12 protein-coding genes are annotated in these 21,273 nt (G+C 52.0%); 5 read left to right on the forward strand and 7 right to left on the reverse strand.

What is annotated here, in order from left to right; all coding sequences use genetic code 11:
• Positions 1–14 precede the first annotated feature (14 nt).
• Positions 15–3,332, forward strand: coding sequence for a CheR family methyltransferase (locus tag IE117_RS14855; RefSeq protein WP_189565214.1), 3,318 nt, complete (start codon positions 15–17; stop codon positions 3,330–3,332).
• A gap of 61 nt (positions 3,333–3,393) precedes the next feature.
• On the opposite strand, the gene IE117_RS14860 is transcribed toward IE117_RS14855, so the two are convergent.
• The 4 genes from IE117_RS14860 to IE117_RS14875 form a co-directional block, all read right to left on the reverse strand.
• Positions 3,394–4,233, reverse strand: a complete 840-nt coding sequence (locus tag IE117_RS14860) for a metallophosphoesterase family protein (RefSeq protein ID WP_189565215.1) — start codon at positions 4,231–4,233, stop codon at positions 3,394–3,396.
• Positions 4,234–5,613 (reverse strand): SLC5/6 family protein, encoded by a 1,380-nt coding sequence (locus IE117_RS14865; RefSeq protein ID WP_189565216.1) that lies wholly within the window; start codon positions 5,611–5,613, stop codon positions 4,234–4,236. It lies immediately after the preceding gene.
• Between the two features lie 3 nt (positions 5,614–5,616).
• Positions 5,617–7,065 (reverse strand): SusD/RagB family nutrient-binding outer membrane lipoprotein, encoded by a 1,449-nt coding sequence (locus IE117_RS14870; protein ID WP_189565217.1) that lies wholly within the window; start codon positions 7,063–7,065, stop codon positions 5,617–5,619.
• 79 nt (positions 7,066–7,144) lie between these two features.
• Positions 7,145–10,369: a SusC/RagA family TonB-linked outer membrane protein gene (locus IE117_RS14875; RefSeq protein ID WP_189565218.1), complete on the reverse strand. Its 3,225-nt coding sequence runs from the start codon at positions 10,367–10,369 to the stop codon at positions 7,145–7,147.
• Between the two features lie 178 nt (positions 10,370–10,547).
• On the opposite strand from IE117_RS14875, the gene IE117_RS14880 reads away from it, so the two are divergent.
• From IE117_RS14880 to IE117_RS14895, 4 genes are all read left to right on the forward strand, one after another.
• The gene (locus IE117_RS14880) at positions 10,548–12,005 is read left to right on the forward strand and encodes an alkaline phosphatase D family protein (RefSeq protein ID WP_189565219.1); all 1,458 of its coding nucleotides are present in this window, start codon (positions 10,548–10,550) and stop codon (positions 12,003–12,005) included.
• Positions 12,006–12,487: 482 nt separating this feature from the next.
• On the forward strand, positions 12,488–13,714 hold the full coding sequence (locus IE117_RS14885; protein ID WP_189565220.1) for a DUF2254 domain-containing protein: 1,227 nt from the start codon (positions 12,488–12,490) through the stop codon (positions 13,712–13,714).
• Between the two features lie 61 nt (positions 13,715–13,775).
• A complete protein-coding gene (locus tag IE117_RS14890) occupies positions 13,776–15,902 on the forward strand; it encodes a catalase (protein WP_189565221.1) in 2,127 nt (708 codons plus the stop codon).
• A gap of 178 nt (positions 15,903–16,080) precedes the next feature.
• Positions 16,081–16,446 carry a hypothetical protein gene (locus tag IE117_RS14895; protein ID WP_189565222.1) on the forward strand — a complete coding sequence of 122 codons (366 nt, stop codon included), beginning with the start codon at positions 16,081–16,083 and terminating at the stop codon, positions 16,444–16,446.
• Here IE117_RS14895 and IE117_RS14900 read toward each other — a convergent pair.
• Genes IE117_RS14900 through IE117_RS14910 form a run of 3 tightly spaced genes read right to left on the reverse strand, consistent with a single transcriptional unit; the run spans position 16,436 to position 21,259 of the window.
• Entirely contained in the window at positions 16,436–18,847 is a 2,412-nt protein-coding gene (locus tag IE117_RS14900; RefSeq protein ID WP_189565223.1) for a TonB-dependent receptor, read from the reverse strand. The two genes, IE117_RS14895 and IE117_RS14900, sit on opposite strands and share 11 nt — an antisense overlap.
• Positions 18,844–20,187: an HTTM domain-containing protein gene (locus IE117_RS14905; protein WP_189565224.1), complete on the reverse strand. Its 1,344-nt coding sequence runs from the start codon at positions 20,185–20,187 to the stop codon at positions 18,844–18,846. Before IE117_RS14905 ends, IE117_RS14900 begins: the two co-directional genes overlap by 4 nt.
• On the reverse strand, positions 20,177–21,259 hold the full coding sequence (locus IE117_RS14910) for an imelysin family protein (RefSeq protein ID WP_189565225.1): 1,083 nt from the start codon (positions 21,257–21,259) through the stop codon (positions 20,177–20,179). Before IE117_RS14910 ends, IE117_RS14905 begins: the two co-directional genes overlap by 11 nt.
• Positions 21,260–21,273 lie beyond the last annotated feature (14 nt).

Here is a 21,273-nt window from a genome sequence, read left to right on the forward strand (position 1 = left end):
ATCCTACTGACAGAATGCAGAAACAGGAAGAAACCTACGTAATGGGCGTGGGTGCATCGGCAGGCGGACTGAATGCCCTGTCACGACTGCTGGCCAGTTTTAACGGCACTACGCACAGCTTTTGCGTGATAGTAGTGCAGCACCTGAGTCCCGACTATAAAAGCGAGTTGACCTCGATTCTGAGCCGTCGCTGTAAATGGCCCGTGGAGGAAATCGAGAATGGTTGCAGCATCCAACCGCACCGGGTATATGTCACGCCTCCCAACCGCTCCATCGAGATGAAGGACGGCAAGTTATTTTTAAAGGAACTACCCCCCAATTATAAGAATGCGCCGTCTGCCGATCAGTTCCTGATCTCACTGGCCAAGGAGAAGCAACAATACGCTATCGGGGCCATTTTATCCGGCTTCGGGCACGATGGCACCGAAGGAGTGCGGGCTATCAAGGAAGTAGGAGGTTTTACCATTGCCCAGTCACCCGTGACCGCCGAATACCAGGATATGCCGCAATCGGCCATCGATAGCGGCATGGTGGATATGGTCCTCGATCCTGCGGTGATGTTCGATGAGGTTACGCATTATATAAACAACCACCGGGTACTGCAGTCAAGTACCCCCCGGGAGCGGAGTCTGGACGCCATTTTCGAATTATTGGCCAAAAGATCGGGAACGGATTTCTCGAAGTACAAGTCTTCGACCGTCATGCGACGCATGGACAAGCGCATTGAAGCACTCCGGCTGCCTTCGCATACGGAATACTACAAAATGATCCGGCAGAATCCGAAAGAGCTTGATGTTCTTTTTGAAACGGTATTAATCGGCATCACTGAATTTTTCAGAAACAGGGAACACTTTGATGCCTTGCGCAAAGAGCTCAAACTACTGCTGGAAGAGAAACGGCCGGGCGACAGTATCCGGATATGGAGCGTTGGCTGTGCCACGGGGGAAGAACCCTACACTATCGCGATGCTCATCAGCGAGCTTTTGGGTGAAAACATAGCCAACTACCAGATACAGATCTTCGGTTCCGATATCGATGAGCGTGCTCTGAACAAAGCCAGAAGAGGTACTTATTCAGCAAAAAGCGTTGAGAAACTACCTGAACTGTACATCAATAAATATTTCGACAAAACGGAGGAAGACCAGAAATACCAGATCAGGAAAACTCTCAAAAAAAACGTGCTTTTCTCGAAGCACGATATCACCAATGACCCGCCGTTTGTAAAGCTCGACCTGATTACCTGCCGAAACCTTTTCATTTATTTCAATAATTCTCTGCAGAAGGACACCCTGCGCGTTTTTCATTACTCGCTCAAAGAAAACGGACTGCTTTTCATGGGCAAATCCGAAAGTATTACGCCGGCCAGTGATTTGTTTGTAAAGGTTAATGAATTCAAAGTATTTCGAAAAGCAGACGCGGCGAAGGTTTATAACCTGAAATTTTCGCGGTACAATACCAATTTTGGACACAGCAAAACTCAGGATGACAAGAAGACGGCGGTCCGAAACATGTCCATCCTGGATATTGCCAAGGAAACCCTATACCACGCCAACGAGAACCCCTTTGTAATCATCAACGATGAAGCCGAGATAAAGGAAGTCCAGGGTAGTCTTCGGCTATACCTGGAAATAGGGCAGGGCGCGATGAACCACAATCTGCTCAAAATGTCGAACAAAGAGATGTCGCTTGAAATCAGGGGGCTTCTCGCGCAGGCCAGGAATTCCGGCAAAATTCAGGTGGGCAATGTCATTAAGTTCTCGCTCTTTGACCAGTTGCACTTTGTCAGGATCAAGATTCTTCCATTCATATATCCCATGGGAGAAGAAAACCATTACCTGGTGTTTTTCGAGCGCATCGAGCCCGACGGTAGTTATCTGAGACTCACGGAGGAAGTTTCCACCGATGACTTCACGGATCACCGTATCCTGGAACTGGAGCAGGAGCTGAACTTTGCCCGGGAGTACATGCAAATGTTCACCGAGGAGCTGGAAACCAACAATGAGGAGCTCCAATCGCTGAATGAAGAACTGCAATCGGCCAATGAAGAGTTGAAGTCTTCCAACGAAGAGCTGGAAACCAGCAACGAGGAATTGCAGTCGGCCAATGAGGAGTTGAGCACCGCCAACAACGAGCTCAGACTATCTAATGAAATGATCATAGAGCGGGAAGAGGACCTTAAAATGGCCAACCGCGAAATTATCCGCAACGAAACGCTCTACCGTACCATATCGGAGAATATTCCCAACGGAACGGTTGGGATTCTGAACGAATTTCTTGAGGTGGAGTACCTGGCGGGCCAGGGCATGGCGCGCTACAACATCGATCTGCAATCGGTCAAAGGCAAAAAGCTGCACGAGCTGAATCCGTCGGAAACCGAGCGCAGCAAACTCCACAAAATTTTCTCCGACACCCAGGCTGGCCAATCGTGCAAAGCGGAATTTTCCTACATGGACCGTATTTACTCCTTGCACACCATTCCATTGAAACTGGACGAGCACTCGCCTACCAAGGTGCTGTATCTGACACAGGATATCACGGAGCAAAAAGAGTTTACCAACATGCTGGAACGGGAAGTCAGCCATCGCACGGAGCAGCTGGAAGCCACCAATACCAAACTGGCAGAAGTGAACCTTAATTTGCAGCAGTACGCCTATGTGGCGAGTCACGATTTGCAAGAGCCGCTGCGCAAGATTCAGATGTTCATCGCCTTGATGCACAAAAGCTTGCCGGAGAATGATAAGTCGCTTGTGTATAGCGATAAGGTATCCAGGGCTGCCGCGCGAATGGCTGCTTTGGTGAATGGTATTCTGGAATACAGCCGTATCAACGAGGATGAGCGGGAATTTGAAGTACTTCGCCTCGACGAAATCCTCGACCACGTCGCGGAGGACTGCGATCTGCTCATGCAGGAGAAAAATGCCCGTCTGAGCTATCAGGATCTGGGGGAAGTTCGGGGGATAGAAATTCAGATGTACCAGCTCTTTCTCAACCTGGTCAAGAATGCTCTGAAATTCAACGAACACCAGCCGGTCATCCAGGTATCATCTCACCAGGTTCAGGGCGATTTGCTGCCCGAAAATTCGGACCTCGATCCGGGTCGAAACTACAACGTCATTACTGTTCAGGACAACGGCATCGGTTTCAAACCAGAGTACGCCGATAATATCTTCGAAATGTTCAAGCGCCTGCATAGCAAAGATAAGTACGCCGGTACTGGTCTTGGCCTGGCCCTATGTCGTAAGATTGTGGAGGTGCACAAGGGCCAAATTCGGGCGGCCGGCGAGGAAGGCAAAGGGGCCAAATTCACCATCTACTTACCGATGGATAAATAGCTGAAACGATATCATCAGGCACAGGGCCTACCGCATTCCACTATACTTCTCTGGCTGGTGGTCAGTTCAGCCTGCTCAAACTTACCCCCTGCAACTTTTTCTCCGCCTCCGGCAGAATCTCACAGTTATCCCAAATCCCCGTCAGCAGTGTTTGCGCGTAGGCCTGGGGAAGGTCATTCGCCAGCATCAGCCGATTTGCCACTGCATTGTCGTAAGTAAAGAATTCAAAAGAAAAGGAGAAGTTTCCATCGGCATCATCCAGCAACAAGTACCACACGCGTGGTGTACCGTCGTTGGCGGGCATACCTATGACACCTGCATTGAGCCAGATGTGATTGTCCTGTTCGTCGGCAAATGGCAGCCCGGCGTGGCCCGCCAGAATCACTTCCGATTGGGTAGTTTCAAAATGCTTTTTTTTCGTAGCCCAGGGTGTGGATCTGAACACGTACTCCGAAACCTGAGCGGGCGAACCGTGAACTACCGTCACCGGCTTCCCGGCAAAATTGAAGGAAAGGTGCTGCGGCAAAGCCGCCATCCAGCGTACCGAATCCTGCGAGAGCGAGCGAACCGCGTACGGAAACCAGGTGCGGGAAAAAAGGTCACAGCGGCCGCCTTCAGTGTAGTTGCAGCCGCAATCGTCTTCGCCGCTGACGATGTTTTGCTCCACATTGCCCGAAATGCAGCGAATGCCCCAGCCTTTTACAAGTTGCACACATTCTTCCGGTTGGGCGCAGTAACCCACTACGTCACCCGTGCACAGGATGTTATCGGGCGGGATGCCCAGTCGGGAAGCGATGCCTTGAAGTTCCGAAAGGGCTTGAAGGTTGGAATAGGCACCTCCGAAAACCAGGAGTTTTCCAGTGAGAGTACCAAGACGAAGGGTTTGGGGCTGGTTGGACATCTATTTTTTCACACGAATCGATCCGGAGCGCCGGGCGGTAGAAGTACCGAAAATAGCACTAATCCCGAATACCGCGAAACAGTAAGCCGTCGTCAGTATGTTGGTGCTTAGCAGTGAAGCGTATTTGCCTTCGGTAAAAATCAGCCACTCAGGTAACGGCAGGAAAGTCAGCAACCCGCCAAGCAGCAAGCCGCCCACAACCGACAGATGAAAAGCCAGGCGCGGTACTTTGGCGTTCCAGAACAAAAAAATGGGGGCAAGCCCCAACACCAGTGTACCGCTGATGGTGGTAGCGGAGAGGATCGTGGGGTCGAAAAAGACGGGAATGGTTCCTAATAGGGTAAGTCCCACCATCGCCAGGCGGCCCGTCGAAACCTTGGGCAGCGGCGAGCGGCTGAGATCGATGCTGACCATTTTGGAAAAGGAAGCCATCGCGGAATCCAGCGTGGAGGAAGCAGAAGTGACCATGATGAGGTTCATCAGCAGCAGCATCGGTGCTCCAAAGTACCGGGCCGCTGCCACAGGTGCCTCGCCCTCCAGCCCCTGCAAGCGGGTGAAAATCCCGACGAAGCTAAAAAATACGATGCACATAGCCCCGATCAAACCCGCCCACAGATACGATTTCAGGGTAGTTTTGGTATCGGAAATGAAGCCCCGGTCGGTAAGTACGGGGTCGTGGAAAGGATAACTGAAGCACTGGATCACCGCTACCAAAAGCAGGTCGAGGCCGTGGGCCAGATCCCAGGTGCCGCTGGTGACGAAAGGCGCAAGCCCACCGCTCTGAGCAGGAAAAATGAATCCCAGTATCACCACAAGCAGGACTATAAAAAGCGCCATCTGAATGACATCGGTCATGATCGAGCTACTCATGCCGCCTTTCAGGGTGTACGCCAAAGTCAACAAAGTAAAAACTACGATGGAGACGTAGTAAGGCGTGGTTCCTGTAGCACCGAAGTAGCTGCCTATTACGATGGTATTGGACCAGATTTCGTTGTACAGCCGAATGATAATCAGGAAGGTAAACACAACTACCGCACCCTTTCCAAACTTGGTTTCCAGAAAATGGTGAATGCTGCGGTAACCGCCCCTGGTGCGCAGCCGGACAATGACCAGCCCTGCCACCACGAAGGAAAGATAGTACCCCGCGTAGGACACGCCACCCACCAGGCCAAAACTCTGCCCCAGGTTTGCGGCATTGGTAATGGACTTGGCAAACAGCCACGAAATCACCAGACTGCTCGTTAGGAACACGGCATTGGGAGATTTTTCGCGACGGCTCCCCTGAAAAAATTCAGCTGCCGTACGAGAAAGCGGGGCCACAAAATACAGCCCCACGCTCGACGCAAGTACCAGAAGCCATTGGAGGGTGGTGACGGTCATATCCTACTTTGTTCCCCACCAGGTGGGGACATTCACGCTGTTGCCATTGGTTTTTCCGGCCGCGGCCTGGAAGGCGGCAGCGTTCAACGCGGCTTCGCTGCCGGGGTAGGGGAGCCGAACGGGAATCAGGTTACTATTAAGGCTGGCAGAAATCGTTTTCAGTTTTGGGTAGCTTGTACGCCGCCACTCAATCCATCCTTCGTAGCCATTGTCGATGCTGGCGATCCATTTTTGAGTGATGATCTGCTCGATGGGATTCTGGCCACTGGCTTTATACGCCACCTGCGGGCGGGTCAGGTAGTCGGCGGGAAGCGGTGTGAGCCAATAGGCGAATGCCTGGGTGATGCCTTTCTCGTACCAGTCCTTTGCGGAGGCATCAATAAAACCCTTCTCGGCGGCTTCGGCCAACCAGAAACTGGTTTCGTAGGCCGTCATGTAGTTGGCGTTCAGCTTGTCGGAGTTTTCCCGAAAGATAGCACCGGATAATGAGTAGTTGGAAACCGAAATCGACAGCTTGGAGGCATCCGGACCGTTTAGCAAGCCTTTGTAGATCTTCGGGTCAGTGGCAGTGGGACGAAAATACACCGCCACGCGTGGGTCCTGCCGTTCTGCCAAAATCTCTTCAATGGTCTTCGACATAATAAACAGATTATAGTCCCCGATCCGGGCCGTGGCCATACGGAAGTTGTTGGGCTGCGAGGCCGTGAATTGGTAGGTGGCGTTGTCAGTCGCGGCTTTGATAAAACTACCCTCGCTGTACACCGCCTGCAAACGCGCCTTTACATCGGCCTTCCCCGAAATCCGCATCAGGTACTTTATCTTTAAAGAGTTGGCAAAGAGAATCCACTTGGTCAGATTGCCGCTATAAATAATGTCGCCTTCAAGTTTCGTGGCGCCTTTGTAATTCTTGATGGAGGCCACAGCCATGTCCAGATTCTCCAGAACACCGCCGGGGGCCGTATAAATCGCTTCCTGTGAATCGTAATTTGGCAGAATCACCCCCGACTTACCCGATAGTGCCTCGGAATAAGGCACATCTCCGTATAAATCGGTTAGCGCGGCGGCCATGTAGGCTTTCAGAATCAGGGCCGGACCTTCGTACACGGCAAAAGCCGGATTGGTCCGCGACTTTTGCAACAGAATCTCGTTATCCCGCAAATTGGCGTAAATAAACGGCCAGGCATTGCCGCCGTACTGTGGCTCGGTCAGGCTATGGCGGTCAAAGAGGTTAAAGTCGATGGCCGTGAAATACTGCCCCAGCAGATTTCCGGCTACAAAGCCCTCATAGGACATCTGCTCATTGTAATCAAACAACACCTTCCGCAACAGCAGCGAAGGCTGTACATCCACGGGCGCATTTGGGTTGGTATTAATTTCCTGGAAATCTTTGGTGCAGCTCAGCAATGCGCCAAAGAGTAGCAATAGCGTTATTTTGGAAAGTATCGTTTTCATGGTGTAATAATGATAGAATGAGTGGATGATGGAATAGAAGTAAGAGAAAATATTCATGCACTCAATCACTCATTCAAAATTAAAAGTTTACTGATAGTTTAACTCCCACATTCCTACTCGTCGGATAAGTCATGTCCTCCACTCCGCTTTGGAGCTGCTGACCCTGTAAAGAGGTTTGCTCAGGATCAAAGTGGGGAATCTGTGAGAAGGCGAACAGGTTACGTCCCACCAGCGCGATGGTCAGCTCCTGCATCCGCAGTTTTTGCATAAAGCCAACCGTGGCAGGCAATGTATAGCCAATGCTCAGTTGGCGCAGTTTCAGATAGGAAGCGTCGTAAACGTTGTTTTCCTCGTGGTTGCGGTCGTAGTACATTCTGTAATAGGTCTCGGCGGTTACGGCTTTGGTGTTGGGGACGTAGGTGGGATTTTCCTTAGTACCTGAGTTTACTACACCCTGGGCGACGATACCCGCATCGGGACGATTGGCGGTTTCTTCCAACTGACCCGCCACACCCGCCAGGGAAAGCGTCCTGGACACCAGTATGCCGCCCTGGCGCCAGTCGAGGAGGAAGCTAAGGTTCCAGTTTTTTACCCGAAGCTGGTTGTAAAAGCCCAGCATGAAGTCAGGATTGTAATTGCCTAGTTTTTTAAGCGTGTTGTCCACAATGTAACGGCCGTTCTGGTCGATCAAAAAATCACCGTTCTCATTTTTCTGATAGCCCGTCCCCCAGAGGTCCCCCATACGGTCGCCTTTATTAACCAGGTACCAGACCGTCTGATTGACGTTGTCGTAAATCCGGTTATAGCCCAGCGTGAGCGTCCCGGCCTCATCGGGCAGAGACTCGACCGTCGTGCGGTTGCGGCTATAATTCAGGCTCATGTTCCACTTTACGTCTTTATTCAACACGGGTACGTAACTGACGATTGCTTCCAGTCCGCGCGACCGGATGGAGCCACCATTGATTACGCGCTCCCCGTAACCCGTTGCCAAAGTGATCGGCAGCGATAGGATTTGGTTGCTCGTCAGGGCATCGTAGTAAGTCATATCAAAACCCAGCCGGTCGCCAAAAAACCGTATATCCGCTCCGAATTCGTAGGAGGTTGTGGACTCGGGTTTCAGGTTGGCATTGGCAATAAAATTCTGGTCGCTGAAGGTGGGTTGTGAGTACACGGGTGTCCTGGCATTGAACACGCCCGACGTCTGGTAAGGATTGGTGTCGTTGCCGACGTTCGCCACACTAGCCCGGATTTTGGCAAAAGAAACCACGTAGGGCAAATCAAATTGGTTGGAAAGTACCCAACTCGCCGATACCGACGGATAGAAGAACGAAACGTTGGCCGTGGACGTTGGCGTCGCCAGAGCGCTCGACCAGTCGTTACGACCCGTAATATCCACAAACAGGAGGTCTTTGTAGCCCAGTTTGAGCAAGCCGTACAAACTGTTGATACGCTTGTCAGCCACTTGCTGGTAAGCTTCCACGGGCGAGGCGGCGTTGTTGAGCTTAAACACACCCGGCTGAGCCAGCGACAGGGCCTGATACTGCTCGAAGGACGCCGTCTGGTCCATTCGGTTGCCGCCCGCCGAAACATCCACCGAAAACTGTCCCAGTTCCTTGCGGTAGTTGAGCAGGAAATCCGTGTTCACTTCCCGGAAAAAGACGTTGTTCTCGGCGTAGGCTCCGCTTTTGAAGCGGTTGCTGCTGTATGCCCGGCGGAACTGCCGTTTCTCGCTCGAATAGTCCATGCCGCTGCGCACCATCAGCGACAGGTCGTTGGTAAGGTCAGCGGTCACGGCCAGGTTGCCGATCAGCCGGTCGCGATTGAAAGAGTTGCGGTTTTCGTAAAGTGTAAAGTACGGGTTGTCGAAGTAGGTATAGTTGTAGGAGTACTGCTGCACCCCTTCCAGCCCCGGCTGCCAATACTGTTTCATCGGCTCGATGGCCGTTTGGCGGCCCAACCAGGCGCTCAGGGCGTAGTTGATATTCTCGGAGCCGTACTTGGTGGCCGGGCGGTTATCGCTGTTGGAGTTGATGTAGTTGAGCGATGAATTGATTTTCAAACGCTTCACGGGTTGAAAAGCCAGTCGCGCTGCCACCGTTTTCCGCTTTAAATCTACGCCCGGGATAGTGGACTGACTATTCAGGTCAGTATAGGAGAGCCGGTAGTTGCCCTTGTCGTACCCGCCCGCAATCGCCAGATTATTGATGGTCGTATGGCCCGTTTCGTAGAAATCCCTGATGTTGTTCGGATGCGAGACAAAAGGTGTCGGCGTAATGGGTGCCCCTCCGTGAACGGCCACATCGCCACCACGAACTACCCGTCCGTCGGGTAGCGTTACAGGGCTATCATACTGCTGAATCAGAGTGCCCTGATCTAGTTCCGGACCATAGCTATACGAAATGTTGTCGTTGATACCGGCGCTCAAACCGTCGACGTACTTGAACTGGCCACTATTTCCCTGACCGTAGCGGTTCTGAAATTGAGGTAGTTGGAAGGGACGCTCGGCAAAAAACGTGCTGTTGAAGCTAACCCCGATCCCCTTGCCGCGCGTGGCGTTGCCGCTCCCATCTTTGGTGGTTATCAAAATCACACCGTTGGCGGCACGGGTACCGTAGAGTGCCGCCGCGCTTGGGCCTTTCAACACCGAAACGGATGCAATGTCGTCGGGGTTGATTTCCATGCCCCCGTTGCCAAAGTCTACCTCCATGAAACCGTTGGCATCGTCATCCACACGGTTGACGATGGTGCGGTTGTTGATCGGAATACCGTCCACGACAAACAGGGGGTTGTTGTTGGTAAATGACGACTCGCCACGAATTGTGATTTTGGACGAAGCCCCGACACCCGTCGAGCCGGCGCTGATGGTGACACCTGCCACTTTTCCGGTCAGGTTGTCCAGAAAATTGGGCGCTTTCACCTCGCTGATTTCCCGGCCTTCCACCTTCTGAATGGCATAGCCCAGATTTTTCGAATTGCGTTCCAGCCCCAAAGCCGTGACCACCACTTCATTGAGCGAGAGTCCCTCTTCCAGTGAAATAGTCAGTTCTTTTTGGCCGGCATAGAGTATTTCCTGACTGCGAAAGCCTATATATGAGAATACCAGCACATCGTCTTTGGTAAGGTTTGGCAGAGTGAATCTGCCGTCGACTCCCGTCAGTGTGCCCGCCAGCGTATTCTTTACAAGTACCGTAACACCGCTGATGGGTTCCTGAGACTTTTTGTCTTTCACCTGCCCGGTCAGGTTTTGAGCGTAAAGGTGGAGTTGAGTCACGGTGAAGACCACCAGGAGTAGTATTTTTTTCATTTGGTTGGTAGTGGGTAGTAGAGTTCCTGAACTGGAAATTTGCTTATTATACGCAAATCTAGGGCCGAGGGTTTGCTCCTGTAACTTCAGCCAGTGAATTAACTGCAAATAACTCTGATTGTAAGTTATATGAACAATGTTTTAGTGAAATAGTACAACAATAGCCCTTTGATTCTTTATGAAATTAAATAGCCGAAGAATTTTTTTCAGGAAAGCCGGACTGGGACTTGCTGCCTTCTCGCTTCGGAAAGTAACTGCGCTGACTGTTGAGGAGAATAATGGTAACTCGAAAGATGAGGTTTTTTTTACGACAGGATTCAAAACTGCTGAGGTTACTCCCAACTCGGCTATCCTGTGGACTCGCTTATGCCAACAGGCAGTGCCTAATCCGGTAAAACACGCTCGTTTGGAAAAGGTGTTTCGACACCCCGTGGATTTTGACGAAACTATGCCTGTGGCCCAAATGGACGGAGCGGTGGCGGGAAGCGGCGGCTGGGTGAGGGTACTTTTGAAAGACAAAGCAAGTACACTCCGCTCAGGCTGGCATAAGGCTGAGGCGTCGGAGGACTTTACCGTAAAGATTCCTTTTAAAAATTTGAAACCAGCCACTGAGTACCAGATGGTCTGGGAAGCGAAGGCATCTGAAAAAGGAGCGGTCTTTACCCAATCAGGTACTTTTACTACCGCACCTGACGAAGAAACCGAGAGGCCGATCCAACTCGTCACTTCTACCTGCCAGTACTTCTGGAGCCATGATGATGCTGAACGCGGCTTCAAAACCTACGACAGCATGGCGCGCATGAATCCGGATTTTTTCCTGCAAACTGGCGACTATGTCTATTACGACAAACCAGGGCCTCTGGCAAAGACCCTGGAAAAAGCCCGGCACAAATGGCACGCGATGGACTCCTGGCCCGCATTGCGGGACTTTTATCAGAAGACGCCCGCCTACCTTCTCAAAGACGACCACGACCTGCTGGACGATGACAGCGGACCCACTTCCCCGGCCTACGGTAATCTCACGTTCGCCGATGGGCTGAAAGTCTGGCATGAAAACGTGCCGTTAGCCGACAAGCCCTACCGGACTTTCCGCTGGGGAAAGGATCTGCAGATTTGGCTGGCCGAGGGACGCGAGTTTCGCTCGCCGAATAAGTCGGCTGATAATCCCGGAAAAACGATTTGGGGAGAAGAACAGAAAAAGTGGTTTCAGGAAACCGTAGAAGCATCGGACGCCACTTTCAAAATTCTATTTTCACCCACCCCCATCGTGGGGCCTGACCGCGAAAAGAAAACCGACAATCATGCCAACGATGCTTTCCGGACTGAGGGCGACTGGCTGCGGAAGTACCTGACCGCTCAGAAAAATATGTACGTTGTCAACGGAGACCGTCACTGGCAGTACGTTTCCGTGGATGACGAAACTGGTCTGATGGAGTTTGGCTCCGGCCCCGTCAGCGACGCCCATGTTCAGGGCTGGGATGAGGGCGATGTCCGTCCCGAACATCGATATCTAAGTCTGATTGGAGGCTTTTTAGGCGTGAAGATCATGAGGGAGAACGGGTCACCAATCATTACCTTCACTCATTACAATGTGGATGGCCAGGCGGTGCATCACGAGAAACTTGTGGCGGTTTAAGGAAGACAATCAGAAGAATGGAGAAGCTGAAAACGATCTTACGTGAACTAGTCAACCCAAGCGTGGGAGCTACCACTTTCGCTGACAGTTTCTGAGATGTCCGGGTGGACTCAGCGCACACCAGGACATATGTGTTCGGTTGCTCCGTTTATTCCGATTGGCAGATGGGTAGTCCGCTGGTGTGGCACATGATGGTTATCCCTGTCAAAGGCACGATTTTAGAGATAGAGCCAAACCGGCGTTTAAGATATACCGTGATGTACTCTTCTGCTGCTTAGCCCGCCGTCCCTGATAACTACCTGAACGTACCCTGCCGGTTGGAAGAAGTGAACGGTGGAACAGAGTTCACCACTAATCAGGGCGCCTTGGATGGCGCGGCTGAGAGCAAAAAGCGGTAAAGTACGTTAGGGATGAAGGCGTTGGCTGGAACCCGATTCTGGTGCAGGTAATCGCCCAACCAAACTAAACTAGGAAGAGAACCTATGCTTGACAATAGCCGCGTCTGGCTGGCGGGACGCTATCACAAAATCGTCAACAGCATTGCATTTTACCCGGCATTTATCGGGTTGCTGTTTCTGGCTGTTTCTTACGTTACGATTTCCTTTGATTTTTCGGAGACGGGCAAACAAATCAAGGCCAGTCTGCCGCCCTACACCTCCCTGAAAGACGCTTCCACCGCTCGGAACATTATCTCGGCCATCACCTCCGGGCTGATTTCGCTGACCGTTTTCAGCTTCTCGATGGTGATGATCGTTTTGAGCCAGGCGGCTTCAAACCTGAGCAACCGGGTGCTGAACCGCCTGATCGGCAACCGTTTCCAGCAGGTAGTTCTTGGAATATACATCGGCACCATTGTGTATTCCCTCTTCCTGCTCAGCACGATCCGCGACATCGACTCGGGGATTTACATCCCCGCCCTGAGTACCTACCTGCTGATCCTGCTGACGATCTTCGATATTTTCCTCTTCATTTATTTTATCCACTACATTACTCAGTCCATAAAGTACGACGTGATTATTCATCGCGTATACAATGATACCAGAAAAGTGATGGAAGAGGCATGCTCGCTCTCCCGCCGCCCCGCTGAGCCAATTGAACTGGCGGGTGAAATAGTCGTGGCGGCAAATTCGTCGGGTATCTACGAAGGTTTCGATAGTTCGTCGCTGGTGAAAATAGCCGATGAATACGATTGTGTTTTTAGCACACTGCATACTCCCGGCACCTTCATCTTGAAGGGTTTACCCGTTGTGCAGGTCAGCAAGCCGATCCCGAAGGAAGCCGAAGACGAGGTGGCCCGCGCCCTGCGGGTGAACGATAGCGAGTCGATTAACGAGAATTTTTTCTACGGACTCCGACAATTGTCCGAAATTGCGATGAAGGCGTTGAGCCCGGGTATCAACGATCCCGGTACGGCTATTATCGCTTTGCAGGCATTGTCCAAGCTGTTCGCTTACCGCATCGTGCACTTTCCTGACAATGTCGCAAGAAACGCTGATGGTCAGGTGCGTGTCCTTATCGAGGAACTGACTTTTGACAAGATGTTTGCCAACACCATACTACCCGTGTGGGACTACGGCAAAGAAGACCGCCTGGTGCAGCATGAACTCTTTCATCTGTTGACTCAACTTCAGAAAATCTCCAACCATGCCGAAGTAGGCCGCCTCCTGCTGGAAGTAAAAAAGAAGATGCACGAGGACCTTTTAGCGTAAGTTCAGGAATGATCTTTTTTAAGGATTGAGTCAACATCAAAACTCAAACCTGAAAAGAATTATGAATGAGAAACTGAAAGAGTTGGATAGAAACCGCGAGGACAGTACCGATCAATTCCTGACCACGAACCAGGGATTGCGGGTGAGCGACGACCAGAATTCATTAAAGGCCGGATCGCGCGGACCTACGTTGTTGGAAGACTTCATCTTACGCGAAAAAATTACCCATTTCGACCACGAGCGAATTCCCGAGCGGGTCGTTCACGCCCGGGGAGTGGCGGCGCACGGAATCTTTGAAGCTTATGATTCCAATACTGACCTTAGCAGGGCGCACTTCCTGCAGCCTGGCGTCAAAACCCCCGTTTTTACCCGTTTTTCCACCGTGGCCGGATCGCGCGGTTCTACGGACCTGGCCCGCGACGTTCGGGGCTTTGCCGTCAAATTCTATACCGAAGAGGGCGTCTTCGATCTGGTGGGCAACAATATGCCCGTTTTCTTTATTCAGGATGCCATCAAATTCCCCGATCTGATTCATGCGGTGAAGCCAGAGCCTAACAACGAAATTCCCCAGGCGGCGTCGGCACACGACACATTTTGGGACTTCATCTCGGTCACTCCCGAGTCGATGCACATGATTATGTGGGTCATGTCCGACCGCGCCATTCCGCGCAGCCTGCGCATGATGGAGGGCTTCGGTGTGCACACTTTCCGCCTGATTAACAAAGAGGGAAAAGCGCGTTTTGTGAAGTTTCACTGGAAACCCATGCTGGGCGTTCATTCGGTCGTTTGGGATGAGGCCCAGCTTATTTCGGGCCGCGATCCCGATTTCCACCGTCGTGACCTTTGGGATGCCATTGAGAACGGCGACTTCGCCGAGTGGGAACTGGGCGTCCAGGTTGTGGAGGAAGAGGACGAGCATAAGTTCGATTTCGACCTGCTGGATTCAACCAAGCTCATCCCTGAGGAGCTGGTTCCTGTGGTACCGCTGGGCAAGATGACGCTCAATCGCAATCCGGACAACTACTTTGCCGAAACCGAGCAGGTAGCCTTCCACCTTGGTCACCTGGTGCCCGGGATCGACTTCACCAACGACCCACTCTTGCAAGGGCGGTTGTTCTCGTATACCGATACCCAATTGAAGCGACTTGGTGGTCCAAACTTCCACGAAATTCCCATCAACCGCTCTGTGGCCCCCGTGCACAACAACCAGCGTGATGGCCACATGCGGCAGGAAATCAATAAAGGCCAGACCAGCTACAGTCCGAACAAAATCGCGGGTGGATGCCCTTTCCAGGCCGGCCAGGACATGAGCGGTTTCACAAGCTACGCCGAGCGGGTTGACGGACAGAAAATTCGCGAGCGCAGCGAAAGCTTCGTAGATCATTACAACCAGGCCAAGCTATTCTGGAATAGCCAGTCCGATACAGAAAAGACGCACATTGTCAAGGCGCTGCGCTTTGAGTTGGGCAAGGTCAAAATGGAGGACATCCGCAAACGAATGCTCGTGCAACTGGTACAGGTCGATCAGACTCTGGCCAATCTGGTAGCGCAGGGGCTGGGCCTCGATCTGCCTTCTTCTAAGGATGTACAACTCAATCTTGGGGTGCCTGCCGACGCCGACCCTGCCAAGTACCAGTCGAAGCCTGCCCGCGACGACGTGGGAAGCTCGCAAGCGCTTAGCATCGAAAGCCATCCCGGAAAGCAGGGCATCAAAACCCGACAGGTAGCGGTATTGGCCGCTGACGGTGTGAAAGCAGCCGACCTGAAAGCCATGAAGGATGCGCTGACAGCCGAAGGTGCCATGGTCAAGTTGATTGCTCCCCGCCTGGGTATGCTAAAGCCCGATTCTGGTGAAGCCATGAAAATAGATGGTAGCCTGCAGACCGAGGCGTCGGTACTTTACGACGCCGTGTATGTGCCGGGCGGGAAGGCAAGCGCCGATGCACTGTTACAGGAATCTGACGCGATTCGGTTCGTGCGCGAAGCTTTCCAGCACTGCAAGCCCATTGCCGCCAGCGGCGAAGGAGTGGAGCTGTTGAAAACTACCGCCAGTTCGGGAGCTGAAAAACTGCTCGAGAGTGACGGGGTAGTTACCAGCACCGAGACGGGAGGTAGTGATTTGCCCGAAAAATTCATCAAAGCGATGAAGCAACATCGTTTCTGGAGCCGGGAAAAATCACTGGTGTAGGTAGCTAAGGAATTGTTTATAATTAGAAAGGTCACCCGGTATTTGCCGGGTGACCTTTTTAGCATTGGGAAGAAAAGCCTTTCCCTTCTCAAATCTCAGGCACTGGATTTGCCTGAAATATCTCGTACTTGCCAGCCTTAGACAACTCTAAGGTCTCGCTTTTTAAAACCTGCTTGTTATGAAAATCATCAATTCTCGCGTTCACGGCATCATCGACTACCTGGTAGTTGTTTTTCTGCTGGCCGCGCCCCTCCTTTTTGGATTGCCCTACACCACTACTTTGTTCACCTACGCACTGGGCGGTATTCATTTGGCGCTCACTCTACTCACCAATACCGAAATGGGGCTTATCAAAATGATTCCTTTCCCCATTCACGGCTGGATCGAACTGATCGTGGCCCTGGCGTTGGTTGGCGCGGCTTTTTATCTGGGTAGTTTGGATGGCGATCTGGCCCGAAACTTCTACCTGGGCTTTGCCGGGGCGGTTTTTCTGACTTGGGCGTTGACGGATTATCGGGCCTCCCAGGGTAGTTTTAAATCTTGACCTGCAACGTCAGGTAGTAGTTCCGCTTGTCGGCGGGCAGTATGCCGGGGCCGGGATAGCCATCGGCCCGGCGGGTGAAATACCGCGTGTCGGTCAGGTTATTGACTCCCGACGACAGGGTCAGGAATCGCCAGTTGTAGCTTGCACTCAGATCCATGACCGAAAAAGCCGGGATGGCACCGTCCACGGCGGTTGGGGTAGACTCTGTATTGGTGGCATCGGAGTACTGTTTGGTCTGGAAGGCAAACTGATACGTCAGATTGAACCGTTGATTGCCAGTACTCAGCCCTGTCCTTAGCAGTACCGGGGGTACGTTCTCGACCAGCTTATTTGCGATAGCCGTGTTTTGCGTGTTGACGTACCGGGCGTCAATCAGCGAAAGGCTGGTATACAGATTCAGCTTGTATTTTGATTTTCCCCTGCTGATCGCTTGCAGAATGTCCCCGTCAAGCAGGACTTCCAGTCCCAGATTGCGACTATCCGAGACATTGGTACGCAAACGGTAGGTCATGAAGCTGCTGTCGGTCGTAAAGATAGAGCCGATCCGGTCATTGTATTTCAGGTAAAAGAGGCTCACATCAGCGTATAGCCAGTTCTTGTAAGTACCCCGTAGCCCCAGGTCTATGTTGAATCCTGTCTCGTCTTTCAGGTCGGGATCGACGCGGGCGTTGGTGTTGACCACCCGGATATCGTTGAAATTGATAGACCGGTAATTCTGGGAAACGTTGGCGTAGAGTTCGGCTCCCTGTTTGAATTTCCAGCTGCTGCCAATTCCCAGGAGGAAAAAAGACCTGGGGTTAGCGCGGCTTTCAAAAATCTTCTCGTTCGGAATAAATTTGTTTTGCTTGAAGTAAAATCCTTCGGCTTTGGTGTCGATGAACTCAAACCGTGCCCCCGGCGTCACGCTCCAGCTTTTGGTCAATTGAAAAATATTCTCGGCAAAAAGAGCCAGGTTGGTACCCGGGAATCGAAAATCAGACTTGTTAGGTTCATCGTCCAGAAATTCAAAATCGGGCCCGTCGCCGTCGTTGCCGTCCCCCTGTTTACGAACGGTGAGTCCTTTGTAAACCCTGGTCCCGATCAAAAAAGTATTGTCGTCTTTGCCCAGAATTTTGTACTGATGGATAAACCGCAGCTCACTGCCCAGGTTATCGTAGCGGTCGGCCATGTAGTCGCGGTTCAGGCCGAAGTCGGGCCGATTGATGTACGTAAGTGCCCCGATGGCTTCCCTTCCTCCCCGCAGGACATAGTTGCGCCAGTTGATGCGGGTACCCTCTTTAATTGTATAGTCAAAGTTGAGACTCACCAGGTTCCAGTCCACCCTGAACCAGTTCCTGGCCCTAACCGATACGGAAGCGTCTTCGGCAAACTGCGCGTCGGTGAGTCCGCCGGGCTGTTGCGCCAGGTAGTTCATATGAGTGTACTCGCCGGTAATTTTTAGTTTGGAAGTCAGGTCATACGACAGGTGGAAGTACCCGTTCTTCTGCGTATAGTGGCTGTTGGGACGCCAGCTATCGCCGCGCTTGTACTGAAAAAATCCATAATAATTGAGTTTGCCATCGGCCACCGTCCCTCCCAAACTATTGAATGTATTGAAAAGACCGAATGAGCCGCCGGTCTGGCGCGAGGTGAACTCTATGGGCTTGGTGCGAGGCCCCTCCCGCATTACGAAGTTGACCAGCCCCCCGAACTGCGGGCCATATTGTAAACTGGCCGCCCCCCGGATAATTTCTATCCTTTGCAGCGCCTCGGCGGAGGGGGTGTAGTAGCTTTCAGGATAACCCAGGGCGTCGGCACTGATGTCGTAGCCGTTTTGCCGGATGTTAAAGTTGGACGATCGGTTGGGGCTCAGTCCGCGTCCACCGATTCCCATTTGTAGCCCACCCCGGTCATATTCCCATATATTCAGACCGGGAATGCGGGCGTAAATCTGCCGGGTATTGTTGGTGGCCAGATTGGCATTCATGTTTCTGACGTTGATGAGTTCGGTTTTCTTACTGGCGTAAATGGCCGTTCCCGATACATCGTTGAGCTTGCCGGATACGGTTTCGGTATTTCGGCCAAATACTACCACCTCTTTGGTGAGCATATTGACCGCCTCCTCAAGCTGGATATCGAGGCGGATATTCTGGTCCGTGATCTTTATGGTGTCCTGAAAGGTTTTGTACCCAAGCAGGCTCACTTCCAGGTGGTAGTTTCCCGAAGCAACTCTCCCAAAGCGAAAGTACCCATTGTCGTTGCTGATTTCTACGCCATCCGTTGGAGATAGCCGCACGATGGCACCCGGAAGCCCTTCGTTGCCTTCTCTGACAATTCCTTCCACGGCGAGTGGCTTTTGACCGAAAGCCACCACTGAACCGAGTAAAAATAGGATAAGGGCAAGAGGTTTTTTTTGATTCATGGGGTACTTTGTTCGTAGGGCAAAATCCAGTCGTAGTGATTCCATCTTAATTTTTCCGCCGCCAGATCGACCGTTGAGTCGAGGTACAGCCGGGAGGGTTCACCGTTCAGGGTGACGTACACTTCGGCAAATACTTTCGGCTCCGCTATGCCCTTGTTTTTGAATACTTCGGCCAGATAATGAGCGTATTTCAGTATCAGGTCAGGCTGGGTACTCATCATTTTCTCCTGTAGCAGCGTCAGGTACTCTGTATTATTCACGGCATATGACTTTTGCCCGGCCTGATCTTTCACGGTAAAATACGCGGCCCCGGCTTTTTCCATAAGCATCACACGCCACGAAAATCGGTAGCCTTCCTCCGTCCAGAACAAATTGCCGGGATAAAGCGAATAACGCAGAGGGATCAGGAGCTGCAAAGCAAAATAGGCGACTGTCAGTACGGCTGTCAGCTTTCTGTGTGCGAAGCGGTAGGGCTCTGTACCAATCGTTGGTTCCTTTTTTGCCGGAAGGAAAGAAAGCAAGCGGTCGTGAAATTCACCCGAAAAAAAGATCAAACTACTGACGATCATGACGTAGGGGAACACGCCGATGGCCGGAAAGAATAGGGCCGTAGCCAAGTGGAAAACCAGGACGAATCCATAAGCAATGGAGCGCGTCCTGCGGTTCAGTAGAAAAAAGACAATGAACAAATCATATCCGGCCCCAAACCAAGAGAACAAATAGGCAACCCAATCGTCGTACATGAACTGACCCACCAAGGGAAGATGGCTTTTGGCAGGCAGCCAGGTCTTCATGGGTTCGGCGCGTAGCAGCCAGTCAGCGTTAAGTTTGGCCAGGCCGGCAAATACATACACCAGGCCCAACTGCAACCGTAGAATTCCGATGGTCCAGGCCGGAGTTTCCAGCCGGCGTTGTACCAAGCCCAGTCGGGCATCGAGCGCGAAGTGACGATTGGCCGGTAGCCAGATCAGGAGAAAAGCAACGAGACTGATGAAGTAGTAGTGATTGAGATAGGTGGTAACATCAATCAATTCCACATAAGTGAAGCCGAGGAAAAAAAAGACGATGGCGACCCGGTAAAACAGCCCAAGAGCAATGAGCAGGGATGCCGCCATGAGCGCAAAAAAAAGCAGGTGCATACCGGTGTCCCCCAGCGGCTGTACCCATTCAAAGCCCCAATAAGTAAAATGAAAACTCGGGTTCACATAGAGGTCGGTGATCCAACCCCGCGCCCAGAAGCGCAGCAGGCTCAAAAACATGAGCAGCCCGAATGTAATTCTGAATGTGACCAGCGGGGCGATGGCGACAGGCCGATCGCGCGCCGTCCAATCAATCGCCATCGTTGTCCTGGTAGGTGATTTGCACGGAGGTGGCCGAAGCGACGTCGGTTTTGATGAGTGTCAGCAGTTTCTGCACCTGACGATAAGCTTCTTCTACCTGCGCCGGGTTTTTGGAAAAAGAATCGGTCATAGGTTGCGGTATGGCATTAATGGCACCAATGGCCACGTCAAACTGGGCAATGACCTGCTGGGCAAGTGCGTCCTTTTTCAGCATAACCAGGTAGTCGGCGATCCCGTCGCCCTTGGCACCCACGAAATAATTCTTCAGGCTCGTCAGGTTGGCCACGGCCAGCTCTCTGGTAAGCCCGGAATAATAGCCTTCGCTTTTATCGGCGAAAACCTGTCCATTCGATAGCTTTCCGAACGGCCAGCCAATTCGGGGGCCTTTCAGGGCATCCATTTCGTAAGCAAACTGGTTGACCAGAAAAGCAATGGAACTACCCACATCGGTTTTTAGGGAATTAACGAATGTGGTACGATAGGCGCCATTCCACTGGCTAAGCGTATTATTGGTCAAAAGTCTGATCCGGGAAAGTACGTCCCGAACGTACTTTTTTCGGGCAGATGCATTCGCGCCCGTGAACTTTTCCAGTGAGTTGGGTGCGAATAGCAAATATTCCAGCGCCGGAAATCCCTGGATGCTGTCATTGACTACGGGTAGTTCGAAATTGTAATTCCCTGAGCTGATCGCTTTCTCGATTTTGCCAGGAACGGCGGGGAAAGTGTTGAGGTAGTTGTTCGACAGCAGAGCGGCAGCGGGGCCAAAATAAGCGACTGACGTCGCTTCGTAGCTTACATACGCTGCCTTGAACGCAGGTTTCACCGCTTCCAGGGAAGTGGTGGTGGGCTGGTCGAGAAAAGCATTGAGTGGTGTTTCCAGCGTATTCAGCTTTGCGTTCAAATCCCCGTAGGCCGGAATAATGAGGTTGTCCGCATAATTAGTCAGCATTCCGGTTTTGAAAGTGTCGTTGCTGGTAGCTATGGGATCGGTACTGCCGTTGTTCTTGGTGCAACCGAACTGAAAAGAGCCTGCAATCAGGCAACAGAATAAAGAGATGCGGGAAAATTTCATTATGCTGGTTATGG

Origin of the sequence: Persicitalea jodogahamensis (assembly GCF_014651615.1) — a bacterium.
GTDB lineage: Bacteria > Bacteroidota > Bacteroidia > Cytophagales > Spirosomataceae > Persicitalea > Persicitalea jodogahamensis.